Annotated in this window: 14 protein-coding genes; 4 read left to right on the forward strand and 10 right to left on the reverse strand. The window is 66.1% G+C overall.

Annotated features, from left to right (window positions below):
• Positions 1-236: 236 nt before the first annotated feature.
• A complete protein-coding gene (gene rpoZ, locus ACN9MX_RS10765; RefSeq protein ID WP_007688625.1) occupies positions 237-581 on the reverse strand; it encodes a DNA-directed RNA polymerase subunit omega in 345 nt (114 codons plus the stop codon).
• Between the two features lie 86 nt (positions 582-667).
• On the opposite strand from rpoZ, the gene ACN9MX_RS10770 reads away from it, so the two are divergent.
• From ACN9MX_RS10770 to ACN9MX_RS10785, 4 genes are all read left to right on the forward strand, one after another.
• Complete coding sequence (locus ACN9MX_RS10770) at positions 668-1,918, forward strand: phospholipase D-like domain-containing protein (RefSeq protein WP_426386959.1); 1,251 nt, start codon at positions 668-670, stop codon at positions 1,916-1,918.
• Between the two features lie 132 nt (positions 1,919-2,050).
• Positions 2,051-3,559, forward strand: coding sequence for a glycerol-3-phosphate dehydrogenase (locus tag ACN9MX_RS10775; protein WP_426386960.1), 1,509 nt, complete (start codon positions 2,051-2,053; stop codon positions 3,557-3,559).
• Positions 3,556-5,022: an FGGY family carbohydrate kinase gene (locus ACN9MX_RS10780; protein WP_363827664.1), complete on the forward strand. Its 1,467-nt coding sequence runs from the start codon at positions 3,556-3,558 to the stop codon at positions 5,020-5,022. Before ACN9MX_RS10775 ends, ACN9MX_RS10780 begins: the two co-directional genes overlap by 4 nt.
• Positions 5,023-5,090: 68 nt before the next feature.
• Positions 5,091-6,872 carry a sensor domain-containing diguanylate cyclase gene (locus tag ACN9MX_RS10785; RefSeq protein ID WP_363737517.1) on the forward strand — a complete coding sequence of 594 codons (1,782 nt, stop codon included), beginning with the start codon at positions 5,091-5,093 and terminating at the stop codon, positions 6,870-6,872.
• Positions 6,873-6,985: 113 nt separating this feature from the next.
• On the opposite strand, the gene ssb is transcribed toward ACN9MX_RS10785, so the two are convergent.
• The 9 genes from ssb to ACN9MX_RS10830 all read right to left on the reverse strand — a co-directional run bounded on the left by ssb (position 6,986) and on the right by ACN9MX_RS10830 (position 14,760).
• Positions 6,986-7,558 (reverse strand): single-stranded DNA-binding protein, encoded by a 573-nt coding sequence (gene ssb / locus ACN9MX_RS10790; protein ID WP_426386962.1) that lies wholly within the window; start codon positions 7,556-7,558, stop codon positions 6,986-6,988.
• 26 nt (positions 7,559-7,584) lie between these two features.
• A complete protein-coding gene (gene feoB, locus ACN9MX_RS10795) occupies positions 7,585-9,444 on the reverse strand; it encodes a ferrous iron transporter B (protein WP_363737515.1) in 1,860 nt (619 codons plus the stop codon).
• Positions 9,441-9,710 (reverse strand): FeoA family protein, encoded by a 270-nt coding sequence (locus ACN9MX_RS10800; protein ID WP_363738207.1) that lies wholly within the window; start codon positions 9,708-9,710, stop codon positions 9,441-9,443. The genes feoB and ACN9MX_RS10800 overlap by 4 nt, the downstream gene beginning before the upstream one ends.
• A gap of 87 nt (positions 9,711-9,797) precedes the next feature.
• Positions 9,798-10,463, reverse strand: a complete 666-nt coding sequence (locus ACN9MX_RS10805; protein WP_426386963.1) for a COQ9 family protein — start codon at positions 10,461-10,463, stop codon at positions 9,798-9,800.
• A 133-nt stretch (positions 10,464-10,596) separates the two neighbouring features.
• The gene (ribH, locus tag ACN9MX_RS10810) at positions 10,597-11,019 is read right to left on the reverse strand and encodes a 6,7-dimethyl-8-ribityllumazine synthase (RefSeq protein WP_426386964.1); all 423 of its coding nucleotides are present in this window, start codon (positions 11,017-11,019) and stop codon (positions 10,597-10,599) included.
• An 11-nt stretch (positions 11,020-11,030) separates the two neighbouring features.
• Positions 11,031-12,314: a 3,4-dihydroxy-2-butanone-4-phosphate synthase gene (gene ribB / locus ACN9MX_RS10815; RefSeq protein ID WP_363737509.1), complete on the reverse strand. Its 1,284-nt coding sequence runs from the start codon at positions 12,312-12,314 to the stop codon at positions 11,031-11,033.
• Positions 12,315-12,382: 68 nt separating this feature from the next.
• Positions 12,383-12,997 carry a riboflavin synthase gene (locus tag ACN9MX_RS10820; protein WP_363737507.1) on the reverse strand — a complete coding sequence of 205 codons (615 nt, stop codon included), beginning with the start codon at positions 12,995-12,997 and terminating at the stop codon, positions 12,383-12,385.
• 231 nt (positions 12,998-13,228) lie between these two features.
• Positions 13,229-14,218, reverse strand: a complete 990-nt coding sequence (ribD, locus tag ACN9MX_RS10825; protein ID WP_363738206.1) for a bifunctional diaminohydroxyphosphoribosylaminopyrimidine deaminase/5-amino-6-(5-phosphoribosylamino)uracil reductase RibD — start codon at positions 14,216-14,218, stop codon at positions 13,229-13,231.
• A 20-nt stretch (positions 14,219-14,238) separates the two neighbouring features.
• Positions 14,239-14,760 (reverse strand): hypothetical protein, encoded by a 522-nt coding sequence (locus tag ACN9MX_RS10830; protein WP_363737506.1) that lies wholly within the window; start codon positions 14,758-14,760, stop codon positions 14,239-14,241.
• Positions 14,761-14,769 lie beyond the last annotated feature (9 nt).

Below are 14,769 nucleotides of genomic sequence, written 5' to 3' on the forward strand. Positions count from 1 at the left end.
CACGCCATGCCGTAACGGCCAAGATTTTTCGCGGCTTTCCCAAGACGCTTGCGAGTGCGGAGATTCAATCTGGACGAGAATGGGAAGAAGACAGGCATTCGCCCGCATGCAGCGCGCCGGGAAGGCGCGATGCCGTTCCTGCGACCTGAGCCAGGCCGACCCGCTCCCTGAAACGGTGAGGCCCGGTCCTGCTTGCGCAGGCCGGGCCTCATTCCCTCTCCAAGCTGGTGACCGGATCAGCCGTCGTAATCGCCGCCGATATTCTGGTTGCGCGGCGGGGCCGCGGCGGTCAGGCGCAGCGCCTCCGCCGACTGGGCGATCGAGCCGATTTCATCGGGCGTGTCGTCATCGTCAATCTGCACCTTCTGCAGCGACGCGACGAGCGAATCGTGCAGATCGACCGGAAGGACCGTCTCTTCCGCGATTTCACGCAGTGCCACGACGGGATTTTTATCGCGATCGCGGTCCAGCGTCAGCTCCGCGCCGCCGGAAATCTCGCGGGCGCGCTGCGCGGCAAGCAGGACGAGGTCAAAACGGTTGGTAACCTTGTCGACGCAATCTTCGACGGTAACGCGGGCCAAACGGGCGCTCCTGAACCAAAGGTAAAATAGTGAAATGCGCGCCTAACAGCGCCTGTTCCAAGAGTCAATGAAAAGCCCATAAAGTCATGGCCAGCCGCCCCGAATGCGGGCATGAACGGAGCATGGCGAGCATCGGGCAGGCAGAGCCGGGTCATGGCGGGGAACAGGGCGGGGAACAGATCGACCTGTCGCTGCACGCCAACCACCTGCGCGTGATCGAGACGGGGCCGGCGCTGCGGCAGGCGCTGGTCGACCTGATCGACGGCGCGCGGGAAAGCGTGAAGCTCTATTATTACATCTTCGCGGCCGACGACAGCGGACGGCTGATCCTGGACCGGCTGATCGCGGCACAGCGGCGCGGGGTAGCGGTCACGCTGATGATCGACGCTTTCGGATCGGGATCGACGCCGCTCGCCTTCTTCGATCCGCTGGTGGCTGCGGGAGCGCATTTCGGCCGCTTCGGCGTGCGCCGATCGATGCGCTACCTGATCCGCAATCACCAGAAGCTGGCGATTGCCGACGACCGACGGCTGCTGATGGGCGGCTTCAACGTCGAGGACGGCTATTTCGGGATTCCGGCGGAGGATTGCTGGCACGATCTGGGCCTGTTGGTGGAAGGGCCGCAGGTGCAGGCGATGACCAGCTGGTACGGCCAGCTCTGGCGCTGGGTCTCGACGCGAAGGCAGCGGTTCCGCACGCTGCGCCGCATGGTGCGCAACTGGCACAGCCCCATCCATCCCGTAGCGGACGAGCCGATGCGCTGGGTGATCGGCGGCCCCACCCGGCGGCTCAGTCCCTGGGCGCAGCTTGTGAAGCATGATCTGGAGCAGGCAGGGCGGCTCGACATGGTGGAGGCCTATTTCTCGCCGGGCCGCGGCATGCTCAAGCGCATTGCCAGGGCCGCGCGGCGCAAGGGATCTCGCCTCATCCTGCCCTCCAGGTCCGACAATGGCGCGACCGTCGCGGCGGCGCGGCTGCTCTATGGCCCCCTCCTCCGGCGCGGCGTGGAGATCTGGGAATATCAACCGTGCAAGCTGCACATGAAGCTGATCGTGGTGGACGATGCGGTCTATATCGGCTCGGCCAATTTCGACATGCGCAGCCTGTTCCTCAACCTGGAAATCATGCTGCGGATCGAGCATGCCGGCTTTGCCAAGGCGATGCGGGCGCTGATCGACCGTAGGGCGGGAGAAAGCCGCCAGGTCACGCTCGAAACCTACCGCTCCCAGCGCAGCCTGCCCACGCTGGTCAAACAGTGGATCAGCTATTTCCTGGTCGGCGTGCTCGACTACACTGTGACCCGCCGCCTCAACTTCCGCGACCCCGATGCCGACTAGCAGTTCCGTTCCGCAAGCGCTGGAGCGCGCTGCGTCAAATCTGATGCCAGCCGCCAACACGGTTTTCTCGTCGCATCATCGCCAGCGGAAAACCGGTTCCCACTTTTCCGCCCGATGCTCTAGGATGACGGGGTGACGAGGGAGACAGACCCGACCCCCTATGACATTGCCGTGATCGGGGGCGGCATCAATGGCTGCGGCGTGGCTCGTGACGCGGCCGGGCGCGGTGCGCGGGTGCTGCTGCTGGAGCGCGGCGACCTGGCGCAGGGCACATCGTCCGCCTCCACCAAGCTGATCCATGGCGGGCTGCGTTATCTGGAGCATCGGGAATTCGGCCTGGTGCGCGAATCGCTGGCGGAACGCGAGAGGCTCTGGGCGATCGCCCCGCACATCATCCATCCGCTGCGCTTCGTGCTGCCCTGGGTGCCGGGGCTGCGGCCGCGCTGGATGCTGCGACTGGGCCTCTTCCTGTACGACCATATCGGCGGCCGGCACGCCCTGCCGCCGACGCAGGGCATCGACCTGCGCCGCCATCCGGCCGGACGGCCGCTGCAACCCGGCTTCGGCAAGGCCTTCCTCTATTCCGACGGCTGGGTCGACGATGCCCGCCTCGTCATCCTCAACGCCCGCGATGCGGCTGAAAGGGGTGCGGAGGTGCGCACCCGGACGGACGTGCAGCGGCTGGAACGGGACAAAGGCGGCTGGACGATCCATGCGCAGGCGAACGACGGATCGATGCCGCGATTCCGCGCCCGCGCCGTGGTCAATGCCGCCGGGCCGCTCGTGCTCGACCTTCTCCATCGCGCCCATGGCGAAACGGCGCGCCACATGCGGCTGGTGCGCGGATCGCATATCGTCGTGCCGCGCCTGTTCGACCATGGCTTTGCCTATTTCTTCCAGCTGCCCGATGGACGCATCTTCTTTGCCTTGCCCTATGAGCGCGACTTCACCCTGATCGGCACGACCGACCGCGATCATCAGGGGCCGATCGACGATGTCCAACCTGCGCCCGACGAGATCGCCTATCTCTGCGACGGCGCGAACCGCTATTTCCGAAGGATCATCACGCCGCAGGACGTGCTGTGGTCCTATGCCGGCGTCCGGCCGCTGGTCGACGATGGTTCGGGAAAACCGGAAGCCGCGACGCGCGGCTATCGGCTGGAGCTTGACGCGCCACGGGGGGAAGCGCCGCTGCTTAGCCTGTTCGGCGGCAAGATCACCACCTATCGCCACCTCGCGGCCGAGGCGGTGGCGATGCTCAGACCCTTTTTCCCCAGCCTGCCCGCGGGCGACTGGACGGCGAAGGCGGCGCTGCCGGGCGGCGACTTCCCGATGCAGGAGCGCGACCGGCTGATCGCCGATCTGGGCTGCGACTATCCCTTTCTCGACTATGCGTCGACGCAGCGGATCGCCTGCGCCTATGGCACCCGTGCATGGGAGTGGCTGGACGGTGCGCGGGACATGGAGGCTCTGGGCACGCATTTCGGCCATGGCCTGACCGAGGCGGAGCTGCGCTATCTGGTCGCGCGGGAATGGGCGGTCACGGCCGACGACATATTGTGGCGCCGCACGAAGTTGGGACTGCGCCTCGATGCGGGACAGAAGGCGCATGTGCGGGACCGGCTGGGGGAGAGGGGATGAACGAGCGTCTGATACTGGTGCTGGACGAGGGCACGACATCGACGCGCGCGATGCTCTTCGCGCCGGACGGACGACGGCTGGGCATGGCGCAGGCGGACCTCAGCCAATATTATCCGCAACCCGGCTGGGTCGAACATGATGCGGCGGAAATCTGGGACAAGACGCTCGCCTGCGCGCGCGACATGGTGATGCGGGCGGGCGGCGCGGATCGCATCGCCGCCATCGGCATCACCAACCAACGCGAGACCGTCGTCGCGTGGGACCGGCGGACCGGCCAGCCTCTGGCTCCCGCAATCGTCTGGCAGGACCGGCGCACGGCCGGACATTGCGCCGCCCTGCGCGACGCGGGCGAGGAGGAAGCGATCCAGCGGCGGACAGGGCTGGTGCTCGATCCCTATTTCTCCGCAACGAAGATGCGCTGGCTGCTGGACCATGCCCCCGCCGTCGCAGAAGCGGGAAGCGCCCTCGCCTTCGGCACCATAGAAAGCTGGCTGATGTGGAAGCTGACCGGCGGGCTGCATGTCAGCGACGCCAGCAATGCCAGCCGCACCCAGTTGATGGCGCTGGACGGTACGGATTGGGACCAGGGGCTATGCGACCTGTTCGGCGTGCCGCCGCACGCCCTGCCACAGATCGTCGACAATGTGGGCGCCTTTGCCGAAACCCGGGCCGAATGGTTCGGCCAGCCGATCGCGATCCGGGGATTGATGGGGGATCAGCAGGCGGCGACCATTGGCCAGGGCTGCCTGACGCCGGGCAGCGCCAAGGCGACATTGGGCACGGGCGCCTTCGTCCTCGCTCCCATGGGCAGCACCGTGCCCGTATCGCGGCATCGTCTGCTCGGCACGCTGCTCTGCCGTCTGCCGGGAGAGACGAATTATGCGCTGGAAGGGTCGGTGTTCGTCGCCGGCAGCCTGATCCAGTGGCTGCGCGACGAACTGCGCCTGATCGCGACGGCGGAGGAAAGCGAAACCCTGGCCCGTTCCGTGCCGGACAGCGGCGGCATCGCGATGCTGCCCGCGCTGGCAGGGCTGGGCGCCCCCCATTGGCGCCCGGACGCCACGGGCATGATCCACGGGCTGACGCTGGGGACCCGGCGGGCGCATATCGTGCGCGCGGCGCTCGAATCCCTCTCGCACCAGCTTCACGACCTGGCCGGAGCGTTCGGCTCCGACGGCATGCCCTGGCAAGGCCTGTGCATCGACGGGGGAATGAGCGCCAATGACTGGATCGCGCAGGACCTGGCCGACATTCTGGGCGTGCCCGTGGATCGCCCGGCCGATGTGGAGACGACGGCCCGGGGCGCGGCGATGCTCGCGGCGGTGGGCGCGGGCCTGTTTCCTTCCCTTGCCGCCGCGGCCGGCGGGATGGGGGCGGCGCGGCGACGGTTCACCCCTGCCCTGCCGGACGATACCAGGGACGAAAGGCTGCGCCGCTGGCACGCCTTGCTGGCGTCCACATGATTTTTCTCCACTGTAAAATCATGATCGTGAGTATATTTTAACGATAAGCGTCTAATGCGGGACCGAACATGCAGACGTCACTTCGCCATACTTCGTCCCGCATTGAGCCTGTCGTCCTGGCAGGCGCTTATTTCTTCATGGCGTCGATCGCGCTTGCCAGTTCGCGCTTTGAAGGGGGCCTCGCCTTCATCTGGGGCGCCAACGCGCTGCTGATGGCCTATCTGCTGACATCGCGGGCCAGCGTCTGGCCGCGGGCCCTGATCGCCTGCGGCATGGCAAGTGCGCTGTCGACCGCCCTGTGGGGCATGGGGACCGCCGCCGCCATACCGATGGCCGGCATCAACCTGCTGGAAGCGCTTATCGTCGCGCTGATCTGCCGCCGCTTTGCGCCAGGCGGGAAATTCGCGGGATCGATGCAGCCGCTGTTCGTCTTCATTCTCGCGCTCTGCGGCCCGGCCAATCTGGTCGCGGGCCTGGCCGCCGCCTCCGTGGCATCGGCTCTGACGACAGTGCCGTTCGGTGCGTCGCTGCTGCAATGGTATACCGGGCATGTGCTGGGCGGGCTGACCTGCACGCCGATCCTGATCATGCTGATGAAGGGCGAATTGCGGCGCTGGTTCGGCCAGACCAGGCGCTGGGCGAAGTGTGAAGCGCTCGGATTGCTCCTGCTCTTCGCCCTGGCGACCGGCTTCGTCTTCTACGTGGCCCGCTTTCCCATGCTGTTCGCGCTGCTGCTGCCGATGGTCGCCATCGTCTTCCGCCTGGGCAATCTGGGCGCTGCGGCGTCGGTCATCATCCTGGCGATGATCGGCGGCATGGCGACCATGACGGGCCATGGACCGCTGCACATGATCCCCGGCACGCTGGGCGAAAGGATGCAGTATTTCCAGCTCTTCCTGGCCTTCAGCTTCCTGCTTTCCATGCCGATCGCGGCGGAACTCAACAGCCGCCGGCGCCTGTTCCAGATGTTGCAGGAAAGCGAGGCGCGCTATCGCGCGATCGCGGAAAACAGCGGCGATGTCGTGCTCAACATCCGCGTTGATGGCGTGATCGAATATGCCTCCCCCTCGGCGGCAGAACAGATCGGCTGCGCGCCCGAACTGCTGATCGGGCAGGACGCCGCCAATCTGGTCGACCCGGTGGACCGGGAACAGGTGACCGCGACGCTGGACCGGGCGCTCCACCAGCCCGGCGAAGTGCAGACGGTCGAATTCCGCCCCTTCATATCGGCGCAGGGCAGCGAATGGTGCGAGATGGTGGCGCGCGCCGTCGTTGACGAGCGCGGCATGCCCACCGGCCTCGTCTGCACGATTCGCGACATGTCCCGGCACAAGGCGCGGCAACGCGCGCTTCAGCAGGTGGCGGCGCTGGATTCGCTGACCGGCGCGGACAGCCGGCGAGCTTTCCTGGAAAAGCTGGAAGAGGAAATGCTGCGTGCCCGTCATGGCGGACGGGCCTGCCTGCTGCTGATCGACATCGACCATTTCAAGGCGGTCAACGACTGCCACGGTCATGGCGCGGGCGACCGCGTGCTGGCGGGCTTTGTCGATCGGCTGCGCCCGGGCTTGCGCGGCGGCGACAGTATCGGTCGCCTTGGCGGCGAGGAATTCGCCATCCTGCTCGGCGGCACGGATGTCGTCCGGGCGAGCATGATCTGCGAACGGCTGCGTGAAATGGTCACGGCCCATCCCGTTCAGATCGATTCGGGCGACCTGATCCCGGTGACGTTCAGCGCGGGACTGGTCGCCCTGAGTGGACAGAGCGACAGTCAGGCCGTGCTCGAAGCCGCCGACAAGGCGCTGTACAACGCTAAGCATAGTGGAAGGAACTGCCTGCGCCTGGCAGCCTGAGCATTGGCAGGATGCCGATGCATCCGCTTCACTGCATCCTGATGTAAGGCGTCTGCGATCCCGTTGAGTGAGGGATCGCAAAACGCTTCCTGTCATTTACCGCTGAATATCCCTCAGAACGGCACTTCATCGTCCAGGTCATTGTCGAAATTCGGCCCGCCCGCACTGCCGCGTCCGCCGCCTGAAGATCGGCCCGAACCGCCAGCAAAGCCACCGCCGCCGCCGCCGCCGCCGAAATCATCATAATCATTGCCGCCGCCAAAGCTGCCCGAACTGGCGCCCCAGTCACCGCCGCCCTGCGAGCGTCCGCCGCCGCCCTGACCACCGCCTCCGGGCGCGCCATCCAGCATGGTCAACACCGCGCCCGGCCCCTGCAGCACCACTTCGGTGGTGTAGCGGTCATTGCCGGACTGGTCCTGCCATTTGCGGGTGCGCAGCTGGCCCTCCAGATAGACCTTCGACCCCTTGCGCAGAAAGCGTTCCGCCACGCCCGCCAGCCCTTCGGAGAAGATGGAGACGCTGTGCCATTCGGTGCGCTCCTTGCGCTCGCCCGACATGCGATCCTTCCAGCTTTCGGAGGTCGCGATCCGCAGGTTGCACACCTTCCCGCCATTCTGAAAGCTCTTCACCTCCGGGTCGGCGCCCAGATTGCCCACCAGAATGACCTTGTTGACCGAACCCGCCATGTTTCCTCCGATAGTTTAGCTGGTCCTTATAGACCTGCTGCGGTGGCGGTCCAGTAAGTAAGTCCGGCCGCGACATAGGCGAGCGCGAACAGATAGCCGATCATGAACAGCGGCCATTTCCAGCCATTGGTCTCCCGCCTGGTCACCGCGATGGTAGAGATGCACTGGGGCGCGAAGACGAACCAGGCAAGGAAGGCGAGCGCGGTCGGCAGCGGCCAACTGTCCTTCAGCCTGTCGCCCAGGCTGCGTTCCAGCTTCGCCTCATCCTCGTCGGCGTCGAGCGAATAGACGGTGGCGAGCGCGGATACCGCCACTTCGCGCGCGGCCATGGCCGGGATCAGTGCCAGCGATATGTCGCGGTTGAAGCCGATCGGCTGCAGCACGACGTTAAGCCCGTTGGCGACCCGTCCTGCGATGGAATAGTTGACCTGGCTGACCCCGCCATTCTCCGGCGCCTTGGGAAAGCTCAGCAATATCCAGAGGATCACGGTCGAGGTGAAGATGATCGTGCCCGCCCGCTTGAGGAAGATCACCGCGCGCTGCCACAGGCCAAGCACGATGTCCTGCGGGCGCGGCCATTGATATTTGGGCATCTCCATCAGGAAACCGCCGCTTGCCCCCTTGGTGACGGTGCGGCGCAGGACCAGAGCGGCCAGCATCGCGCCGACAATGCCCGAAATGTAGAGGCAGAACAGCACCAGCCCTTGAAGACCGATGCCCAGCGCCACGGTCCGGGCCGGAATGAAGGCGCCAATGATCACGGCATAGACCGGCAGCCGCGCCGAACAGGTCATCAGCGGCGCGATCAATATGGTGGTCAGCCTGTCTTTCGGATCAGCGATGGTGCGGGTCGCCATGATCCCCGGCACCGCGCAGGCGAAGGAGGAAAGCAGCGGGATGAAGGCGCGCCCCGACAGGCCCACCCGCGCCATCAGCCCGTCCATCAGAAAGGCGGCGCGAACCATGTAGCCGGTCGCCTCCAGCATCAGGATGAAGAAGAAGAGGATGAGGATCTGCGGCAGGAACACGATGACGGAACCCACGCCGTTCAGCACGCCATCGACCAGGAAGGACCGCAGCAGCCCATCGGGCAGCGCCGCCGTCACGGCATCCCCGGCACTGGCGACAAAGCCCTCGATCATCGCGATCGGCGCCTCTGACCAGGCATAGACCGCCTGGAACATGATGAAGAGCAAGGCGAGCAGCAGGAACAGCCCCGCCACGGGATGCAGCGCCACCCGGTCGACCGCGGCGGTCAGGCGGCGGGAGGGGGTTTCGCGCACGATAGCGGTGCGGGCGATCCGGCGCGCTTCCCTGCGCAACACCTCGAAATCGCGCCGTTCGCCCGCAGGAGCGACGTCACCGACCCCGCCGTCGAGCATGGATTCCAGTTCGCCGCGCAGATGATCCAGACCACGTTTGCGCACCGCCACGGTGGAGATCACCGGCACGCCCAGTTCGCGCGAAAGAATCTGCGCGTCCAGTTCCAGCCCGTCGCGGGTCGCAAGGTCGACCATGTTGAGCGCGACGATGGTCGGACGACCGAGCGCGATCAGTTCCAGCGCGAAGCGCAGGTGATTGTCGAGGTTGGAGGCATCGACCACTACCACCAGCGCGTCGGGAAGGCGTTCGCCCGCCTGCCTGCCCAATATGACGTCGCGCGTCACCTGTTCGTCGGGGCTGGTCGGATTGAGGCTGTAGGTGCCGGGCAGGTCGACCAGTTCGACCGGCCGGCCGTCGGACAGCGACAGGCGGCCCGCCTTGCGCTCCACCGTCACGCCGGGATAATTGCCCAGCTTCTGCCGCGCTCCGGTCAGGGCGTTGAACAGCGCGCTCTTGCCGGCATTGGGATTGCCGACCAGCGCGACCAGCGGCAGGCCGGTCACGCTTCTTCGTCCGCGGCGGCGTCCTGCGGCCCGGTGCGGACGGTGATCGCCGCGGCATGGTTGCGGCGCATGGCGATCGTCATGCGGCCGACCTTGCAGGCAATGGGGCCACGGCCCATCAGGCCGCCATGATGCAGCGCCTCCACGCTGGCGCCTTCGCACAGGCCGAATTCGCGAAGCCTTTGCCCGTCGGACGCGGAAAGGGCGTCCCAGTCGATCAGGTCCACATAGGCAGGCTGGCGCAGCGGCAGGTCGGTCAGGCGCAAGGGTAAGGCACTCGTCATATATTCCTGCGAGTGACTATCAATACCGATTGGAAAAGACCAGCGTGAATCCGCGCCGCGGCGCGACGGTTATATGGCCGGGTATCGCAACCGCCCGATGAAGCGGGCAAAGCTCAACCTTTCACCGGCACCTATGCCCTTCCACTGGGCCTTGGCGCGTTCGAACCGCATCACGCCCTCGATCCGCCGGGCCAGGAAGGCGCGAGTCTCCGCCCAGTCTTCGCTTTCATCATCGACGAACACGAGCAGGGTCGCGGCATAGACCCCGGCCAGGGTCAGCCGCTTCGTATAATGATTGAGGTCCGTCGATTCGTCCCCGGCCGCGCGCCACATGACGTCCGCTGCCCGCCAACCCAGTCTGGCGGCCGCCGCCGCATTGCGCGGCATGGCCATGACCGCCTGCGCCCGGCGCAGCGCTTCGCGATCCCGCCCCAGCAGCGTCAGGCGCGTTTCGACCAGGGTCGTTATGCGCATCCGGATGGAAAGGGTCGCCAGCTTCTCCTGCAGCAGCGCTTCCCGCATCCGCGAATCGATGCTCTCGAACCAGGCGTCGATCATCTCCATCGCGCCGCCCGGAAAGGCCAGGACCGCTATGCCGGCATCGATGCCGCACTGCGCCGCCGCCATCGTCACGGCTTCCCTGCGCCAGCCGTCAAAGGCGGCATGGCGCGGCAGGATCGGCGCCAGCGCGGCGCGCACTTCATCGAGCGTCATGTCTTGATGCGTCGGGGTCATGGCCCGTTACTACGCCCGACCGGCCATGCGTACAAGCGCGCCCGGGCACAGCGGTCGCAAACCAGAGGCCTCCGGGAAAAAGCGGCCGCTCGTCAAGGGCCGCCCCTTTCCCATCCGCCCCTGTCCGCAGCCGTCAGGCGCAGAATCTCTCCCGCAGGGCGAGCATGGCCATGGCCGCCTTCGCCGCCTCGCCACCCTTGTCCTTCTCGTCCCGTTTGGCGCGGGTCAGCGCCTGCGCTTCATTCTCGACCGTCAAAATGCCGTTGCCGATCGGAATGCCATCCATGCTGAGCGCCATCAGGCCGCGCGCGCTCTCGTTCGACACGACTTCGAAATGATAGGTTTCACCCCGGATCACCACGCCGATGGCGATGAAGCCGTCATATCGGCCGGTTTCCGCCGCCAGCGCCACGGCACCGGGAATTTCCAGCGCGCCGGGCACCGTCACCACCTCATATTTATGGCCCTCATCCTCCAGCGCGGCGACCGCGCCCTCGATCAGCAGGTCATTGAGATGTTCGTAGAAGCGCGCTTCGACGATCAGGAATTTTGCCATGACAGTGGTCCTTAAAGCTCGATCGGATGTTGCCCAACCACGGCCAGGTCATAACCGTCAAGCGCGATCAGGCTATGATGCGTGTTGCTGAGCAGGATCATGTCATGCACGCCCAGTTCGGCCAGGATCTGCGCGCCAACGCCATAGTCGCGCAATTCGTCCATGCCCGATCCCGGCTGCCCGGCATGATGGCGCAGGCTGCGGCTCAGGAAATCGCCCGCCACCGTCGCGGTGAGCACGACGATGATCCCCGCCCCTTGTCGGGCAATGATCTCCATCGACCTGGCGAGCAGACCGTTGCGCGGCCCGGCCGAACCATAGACGTCGTCCAGCAGGGAAAGCTGATGCATGCGGACGAGCGTCGGCTCGTCGGGCACGACATGGCCCTTCTGCAGCACGAGCTGCTCGGTCTGCGTCGCCTTGTTGTAGAAGCTGATCGCCTTCCAGTCGCCGCCCCACTGGCTGGTGAAGACGGTTTCGGCGCGGCGTTCCACCATATGATCGTGCCGGCGGCGATAGGCGATGAGGTCGCGGATCGTGCCGATCTTCATCTTGTGCTTCTGGGCAAAGGGGATCAGGTCGTCCAGGCGCGCCATGGTGCCGTCATCCTTCATCACCTCGCAGATGACGCCGGATGGATTGAGCCCGGCCAGGCGGGCGACATCCACCGCCGCCTCGGTATGGCCGGTGCGCACCAGCACGCCGCCATCCTTGGCCACCAGCGGGAAGACGTGGCCGGGCGTCACGATGTCGTCAGGCCCCTTCGACCCGTCGATCGCGACGGAGATGGTGCGGGCGCGGTCGGCGGCGCTGATGCCGGTGGTGACGCCCTCACGCGCTTCGATCGAAACGGTGAAGGCGGTTTCGTGGCGGGTGCCGTTGTTGCGGCTCATCAGGCCCAGGCCCAGATGATCGACCCGGTCCTTGCTCAGCGCCAGGCAGACGAGGCCACGGCCATGGGTCGCCATGAAATTGATCGCGTCGGGCGTCGCCATCTGCGCGGGGATGACCAGGTCGCCCTCATTTTCCCGATCCTCGTCATCGACCAGGATGAACATGCGGCCATTGCGGGCCTCATTGATGATCTCTTCGGGCGAAGCGAGCGCGGTGCCGCCCTCGCGCTTGGCAAGATAGCTTTCCAGCTTGCCCAGGGTCTCGGCCGTCGGGTTCCAGTCGGCCTCGCCCAGCCTGCGCAGGGAGTTGGCGTGAAGGCCCGCGGCCCGGGCAAGGCCGGAGCGCGACATGCCGCCATCAGTGACCAGCGAACGGACGGTATCGATAAGGGCTGATGACATGCAGACGACTCCTTCCCAGTGGGATGAGGCGTCATATCACACCAAGATGTGATGATGGCAAGCGATAATCACACTGGGCGAGAATGAAGACTCTGCATCCGGTCCAGATAGCGCGCCAGCACGTCGATCTCCAGGTTGAAGGCGCGGCCCGGCAGCAGGCTGTCGAGCGTCGTCGCGGCGGCCGTATGCGGAATGATGTTCAGGCCGAAATGAACCGATCCATCGGCCTGATCCTCGACCGTGTTGACGGTCAGGGAGATGCCGTCCACCGTGATCGAACCCTTCGCCGCCAGTGCAGGCGCCAGCGCGGCGGGCGCGGCGATGACCAGTCGGGTCGAATCGCCCTCATGCGTCGCCGACAGCAGCGTGCCGATGCCGTCGACATGGCCGGTGACGATATGGCCGCCCAGCTCGTCCCCGACCTTGAGCGCGCGTTCCAGGTTGAGGCGGCCGCCCTGCACCCACAGGCCGGGCGCGGTACGAGCGACGGTTTCGGCCGACAGGTCGACCGCGAACCAGTCGGCGCCCTTTTCCACGACGGTCAGGCAGGCGCCCGAACAAGCAATGGACGCACCGATGGCGACCGAGTCCATGTCATAGGCGCAACCGATCACCAACCGCAGGTCGCCGCGTTGCTCATGAGTGCGGATGGTGCCGATGTCGGTGATGATGCCGGTGAACATGAGAAAAGTCCGTTGCCTTTTTGTCCATTCGCCCGCGCCCGGACCGGGGGAGGGCGTTTGCGGTGATCTAGTGTGGTGGATTTGAAATACGCCTCATTATAGCGGCTAGGTAGGGAGCGTATTTCAAATCCAAAAACCACACTAGAAATCATATATTTGCTAGTGACCCTGATGAATCTGAAGTTCGTTCAACGCCTACCCAGCGGTGTGACGAACTTCAGATTCGGGTCACTAGGCGTTCCGCGTCCGCACGTAAACCTCCAGCCGGTCATCGCCCAGCCGCCGTTCGTCGTCGATCCGCCAGCGGCCATGCGCATCCGCCAGCTCGGCAAGCCCCAGATCGCCTATTCCCGCCAGCCCCGCACCGATCAGGATCGGCGCGCGATAGAGCAGCAGCCGGTCGACCAGATCGGCACGCAGGAAGGCAGCGGCAGCCTGCGCCCCGCCCTCGACCAGCAGATGGTCGACCTGCGGCAGGGCGGCGATCTCCTCCGGCTCGGTGATGCTTTCCCAGCCATCGGGCGCGCGCCCATGGCTCAGTAATATGCGCCGGGGCGAGCGATCCTCCAGCCCCGGCAGACGCACGTCCAGCCGCGGCGCATCGGCGCGCAGCGTGCCGCCCCCCACCAATATCGCGTCATGCCGCGCCCGTTCCATATGGGCATGGGCGCGGGCTTCCGGCCCGGTGATCCAGCGGCTGGACCCGTCGGGCAGCGCGATCCGACCATCGAGAGAGAGGCCCAGCTTCAGCGTCACCGCCGGCCGGCCCAGCGTCTGGCGCAGCACGAAACCGCGCATCGCGGCGGCGGCTTCCCGCGCCATCAGGCCCATTTCAACGGCAATGCCGCGCTTGCGCAGCCAGGCGGCACCCTGCCCGTCGGTGCGCGGATCGGGATCCCGCAGGGCGATGACGACGCGCCGCACCTCGGCACGCGCCATCAGGTCGGCGCAGCGCGGACCGCGCGGCGAAAGGTGAAAGCAGGGCTCCAGCGTCACATAGGCGGTGGCGCCGCGCGCGCGGTCCATCGCCTCCTCCAGAGCCTGCGCCTCGGCATGGGGACGACCGCCCTTCTGCGTCCAGCCCCGGCCCACGACATGGCCGTCGCGCACGATCAGGCAACCGACATTGGGATTGGGGGTGGACAGGCCGCGCCCGCGTTCGGAAAGCGCAATGGCGGCGGCCATGAAGCGCCGGTCCTGCGCGGGATCGGCCGGCGGCAGGCCGGTTTTGGATCGGGCGCTCAGGGCCGGGCCGCCCCGCCCTGCGCGGGTGCGGATTTCTCGGCTCCCTCGGCCTTGGCCAGGCGCTGGTCGAGCTGGGCGTTGATCTGCTTCAACGCCTCCTTGCGACGCGCCGTGTTGCGGGCTTCGTCCGCCTTCCAGTCGATGCCGAAAATATCCGCGACGCCCTGCATCTCCTTCTGCTTCTTCTCGATCGCCGCCTCCCGCTTGGCGAGATCGATCTTCTGCTGGAGGATGATGGCGGCGTCCGACCGATTGGCGTCCCAGCTCTGCACATAGAAGATCTGGTTGCGCGTCGGCATGGTGTTGGTGTTCGCGTCGACGATGAAGGCCCAGATGATGACCCAGGTTATTGCGACGGACACGCCGAGCAGCGGCCATTTATGAGGCCGGTTCTCGCGAAAATAGCTCCACATGTCGCTCATCGCGCTCTTGGGAGACACCGGACGGGGGAAGATCGCCATGGCGCCGATATAGGGTAAGGCGGGGCCGGATGCAAAAGCACTGTTGTCGGCTGCCATGATTTCCAG

This window comes from Sphingobium sp. R-21 (assembly GCF_049913335.1).
Taxonomy (GTDB): Bacteria; Pseudomonadota; Alphaproteobacteria; order Sphingomonadales; family Sphingomonadaceae; genus Sphingobium.

Excerpts from the sequence above, each read along its gene's own strand:
- ACN9MX_RS10770 (WP_426386959.1), top strand. The coding sequence starts at position 668 with ATGGCCAGCCGCCCCGAATGCGGGCATGAACGGAGCATGGCGAGCATC.
- ACN9MX_RS10780 (WP_363827664.1), top strand. The coding sequence starts at position 3,556 with ATGAACGAGCGTCTGATACTGGTGCTGGACGAGGGCACGACATCGACG.
- ACN9MX_RS10785 (WP_363737517.1), top strand. The coding sequence starts at position 5,091 with ATGCAGACGTCACTTCGCCATACTTCGTCCCGCATTGAGCCTGTCGTC.
- ssb (WP_426386962.1), bottom strand. The coding sequence starts at position 7,558 with ATGGCGGGTTCGGTCAACAAGGTCATTCTGGTGGGCAATCTGGGCGCC.
- ACN9MX_RS10805 (WP_426386963.1), bottom strand. The coding sequence starts at position 10,463 with ATGACCCCGACGCATCAAGACATGACGCTCGATGAAGTGCGCGCCGCG.
- ribH (WP_426386964.1), bottom strand. The coding sequence starts at position 11,019 with ATGGCAAAATTCCTGATCGTCGAAGCGCGCTTCTACGAACATCTCAAT.
- ribB (WP_363737509.1), bottom strand. The coding sequence starts at position 12,314 with ATGTCATCAGCCCTTATCGATACCGTCCGTTCGCTGGTCACTGATGGC.
- ACN9MX_RS10820 (WP_363737507.1), bottom strand. The coding sequence starts at position 12,997 with ATGTTCACCGGCATCATCACCGACATCGGCACCATCCGCACTCATGAG.
- ACN9MX_RS10830 (WP_363737506.1), bottom strand. The coding sequence starts at position 14,760 with ATGGCAGCCGACAACAGTGCTTTTGCATCCGGCCCCGCCTTACCCTAT.